Below are 4,261 nucleotides of genomic sequence, written 5' to 3' on the forward strand. Positions count from 1 at the left end.
ACGATATTAAGGTTACTGGTATCTACATTTTTATCATCATGATAAAGCAATTCCTTAATCGGATTGATGATTAAAGTAAGAGGAGTTCTGAATTCATGAGAAATATTGGTAAAAAAAGAAAGTTTTTTCTCATTGAGTTCCTTTTCTTTTTCACTTTCGATATTGGCTACCTTTATTTTATACTTCAGGTCTTCCTGTTTATTTCTGTACAGTATATATGCGTAAATGGCCAGGCAAACTGCTGCCGCATATAAAAGATACGCCCACCAGGTCCAGTACCATGGCGGACTGATATGGATAACCAGAATCCTTCCCTTATTGTTCCATACACCATCATTATTAGACGCTCTTATCCAAAGTTTATACGTTCCCGGATTTAAGTTTGTATAAGTTGCCTTACGTTGTGAACCAACATAATTCCATTTCTTATCAAAGCCTATTAATATATATGCATATTTATTTTTTTCTGGATACCTGTAATTTAGGCCCACAAATTCAAATGAGAAAACACTTTGCTCATAGTCAAGAGTCAGTTCCTTTACGATATTCAGGTTTTCTTTTAAAGGCCCTTTGGAGGTTGGGAGAACAGATTTATTGAACAATTGAAAATCAGTAAAATATACTGGTGGTATGGTTTTATTTGAATGGATAGCCAAGGGATCAAATTTGATAATTCCCCTACTTCCGGCCAGATGTATGTTTTGCCCATCATTAAACATAACCGAATTCACGTAAACCCCATCAGCCTCATCGAAATTCCTAACTGATATATGCTTAGGATCAAATGTTGATATTCCACTTTCAGTAGTTACCCACATATTTCCTTCAGCATCTTCAGTAATTCCTCTGAATACATTATTGGAAAAACCATCCTTTTTCGAATATGTAACAAAACGTTTCTCTTTAGCTACATATTTGTTTAATCCATCTGGTGTAGAGATCCAAATGTTATCATTGGAGTCCTGATAAAGGCTTCTGATAATGTTGCTACTGATTCCAGTACCTGAGCGTTCTGAAGACCGGATCACCTGAAAGCGTTCTGAGTTTCTGTCAAAACGGTTTAGTCCGCCCCCATATGTTCCAATCCAAATATCACCTCTTTTGTCCTTTAACAAGGAATAAAGGTGGTTATTGCTTAAGGAATACCTGTCGTCCTTTTTGTTATAATAATGCTTAAAAGTATTGTTATTGCTATTGTAAACTTTAAGCCCCGCATCGGTTGCAAGGTAGTAGATGCCGGGGTCAACCTCAAGGATATCCCGAAAAACATCTTCGTTAAAAAGACTGCCCAAAGCGGAGTGATGATTATGGTGAACAAATAAGTTGCGCTCCTGATCGTAGCTATCAAATCCATTTTCGGTCAAAATCCATAAAACCCCCTTGCTATCAAAATAAAGCTTACTTATGTCATTGCTCTTTAAGCTAGTTGTTTGTACATTTTTTTTAAAGCCAGACATCTTTCCAGATTTATAGTCTAGCGTAAACAGTCCCTTGCTGGTACCAATCCAAAGCGTATTACTTTTACTTGCCAGGCTATTCACTTCGCAATTCTCCAGCTTAAGATCTGTCAAATCAAACTTATATTGCTGACGATCAATCTTCAAAACACCATTCCTGCCGTTAATCCAAATGATACCATTACGATCTATGTAGGAATCTCCAAAAGCATAGTTTATCACATTTTTAATAGGCTCCCATTTAGAATTCTGAGTATTCAACCAATAGAACCCATTACTTGCTCCAACAATGAGCGTGTTTTTTTGTATTGGCAAGATACTGTAGACACCATTACTGGCCCTATCTGGCAACAGAACTGACTTGAAATTGTTTTTTTCCGGATCGAACTTAAACAGACCACTCCAGTAAGTACCAATCCAAATTATACCATTTTCATCATATGCAAGTGACCAGATGTCGTTTGGATTTTTAAGTCCGGGTAACTGCGTCTGCTGAAAATTGGTGAAACGCTTTGTGTGCTTATTAAACTTATTCAGTCCACCACTCCAGTTTCCAAGCCATAAGCTTCCGTGTTTGTCTTCGACAATAGCGTTAACTGATTTCCCAACCATAGCACCTGGTATACCCGGATTGGGCTGATAAGTGGTGAAGGATCTGGTTTGTTCATGAAATCTATTAAACCCATCATCTGTTCCAACCCATATGGTTCCCTCACGATCACAAAGTATCGACCATATTTTATCATTACTGATCGAAGAACCTACTTTTTCATCATGATGAAAGCCCTGAAACTTTTCAGTAAGTGGGTCCAGTAAATTTAAGCCATCCATTGTCCCAACCCATAACCTACCTTGATGATCCTCTACTATTGTGCTAACATAATTATTGCTGATAGAAGTATGATCTCCTTCCGCATGGTAAAATACTTTAAATGTATAACCATCAAAACGACACAAGCCGTTTTCAGTACCTATCCAAATAAAACCTCTTCGATCCTTAAGAGTGGCTGTCGTATTTTTAGAAGGCAGTCCATCTGCAATAGTATATGTTTTAAATGCATAGCTTCGATACAAAGATTGTTCATTGTTCCCCTCTGAACTTAGCTGTGCTTGAACAGGCAGAGACTGAACTTCCATCCATATTAAAACAATAAAAAAATAAAGTAAACGCATGATGAACCTATGGATAGTAGGGTATAGTTGAGACGGAAATTATCCTCGAAGATAACATTTAGCCATCAATTTCAACAACCATCATGAATTTTTCGCTCATACGACCCATATGAGCGAAAAATTTTGTTTAGTATTTTCCTGCGCTAAGTTTACTTTCAGGCAAAACGTATTTCCTGTTAACTTTATCCAATACAACATAAAGAGAATCATTATTCTCATTTAATCCTTCCAGGATAACTTTGTTTCCATCAGTGGTATGGTAATTCAATGTCAACCTGGCCCGATTTGAACTCCGCTCAGGACGAGCAAATTCACGGTCTCTTCTGGTAGACCAGGCGCGTTTATCGATCATCCTGTTTTCATCACCTATATTCTTCCATGCCACTTTACTGATCCAGTTATCTGTTTTACCGCTTTCCTTCTCGTCGGAGCCACCCCTTCTGCCTCGTCCACCTCTAGATGCAAGGGCATTTTTATCCTGTAGATAAAGTACATGTTCTACAGTATCAGCATAGTAATGAAAAGCACGCTGTCCGCCTGCGGTACCGGCAATTTCGAATGTACGTTGTATATCGCGCATTGGACTGCCACCACCATTGGACGGGTCAACTACTACTGGTTTATTAATCCTGAATGTCAGCGTGGTCCATTTTTCAAAGGTGGCTTCCTTCCATCGTACACTATCTAATGGGGAATACGGAATCTCCTGTCCATTTATTTTAAACACCGTAACATTATAATTGCCCCTTAGTGTTTTCACCCCTGCTGTTGATGGCTGTTTATAAGGATCATACTTAAAATTAATCACTTCGGTATAAGTCAGAATTACAAAGAAGATAAGGATGGTAAGTCCTTTTAATGCAAACCTGGTATATTTATATATCGGCTTACGGTAATCCGGATAGTAAAATTGTGGTACGGTATAGCGTTCAAGAATCAGCAGGTTGTATAATCTTGGCACATCTGCAGCAATGACTAAAGTGCCCAGCAAAACAAAATAGAAGGCATATACATGCACTCCACCATCATAAGCATAGTTCACAAAAGTGATATCGCCCAATGCACCAATAAGTAATACAGCACCATAGGTAGCTGTCTTTCTGAAGAGCAATAAGGCTCCGGCAGCAAGTTCTACTATACCACCAAATACCTGATACCAGGGTACTATACCTACGGAAAGCCAGTAGATTTTTTGTGCGGTAAAGTCGCCAAAATCTGTATTCAGGAGGCCCAGTGAAGGAAACGGCATTTGAGTTGGGAACAATTTTGTAAAACCAAAACCAATAATCCCTATAGCTGCCCTAAAACGTACAACTACGGTTAGCCAGTAATATAATACATTGTAAGACTGCCTTTTTCGGTCGAGCAAACTCCACACCAGCCCTACTACTACTGCTATAGCCAATGCATTTCCCCATGAACTGTAGTCGCTAAGCCAGCTTCTTTTTCTCTGAACATTACTTTCATTGCGTTGTGATCTCTCTTTATCTGAATCAATCTTTGATGATTCAGCACCTTTTGCCCGCGTTAAGGAGTCGCTGCGACGCTGTTTTTGAGGACTGGCAGCTTCTTGTCCTTCCCCATCAGCAATGTTTGGCCGTCCTGAACCACCAAATAGCACAGGGGGTGTA

The 4,261-nt window shown here is 39.0% G+C and carries 2 protein-coding genes; both read right to left on the minus strand.

All coding sequences use genetic code 11. The annotated features are described in order from the left end of the window. The coding region (locus tag AC1DG9_RS24060; RefSeq protein WP_477635380.1) for a ligand-binding sensor domain-containing protein at positions 1–2,594 on the minus strand (2,594 nt) is incomplete at its 3' end. 163 nt (positions 2,595–2,757) lie between these two features. Then, on the minus strand, positions 2,758–4,261 hold a 1,504-nt coding region (locus tag AC1DG9_RS24065; RefSeq protein ID WP_477635381.1), incomplete at its 5' end, for an MFS transporter.

This window comes from Pedobacter sp. 05L430 (assembly GCF_056397585.1).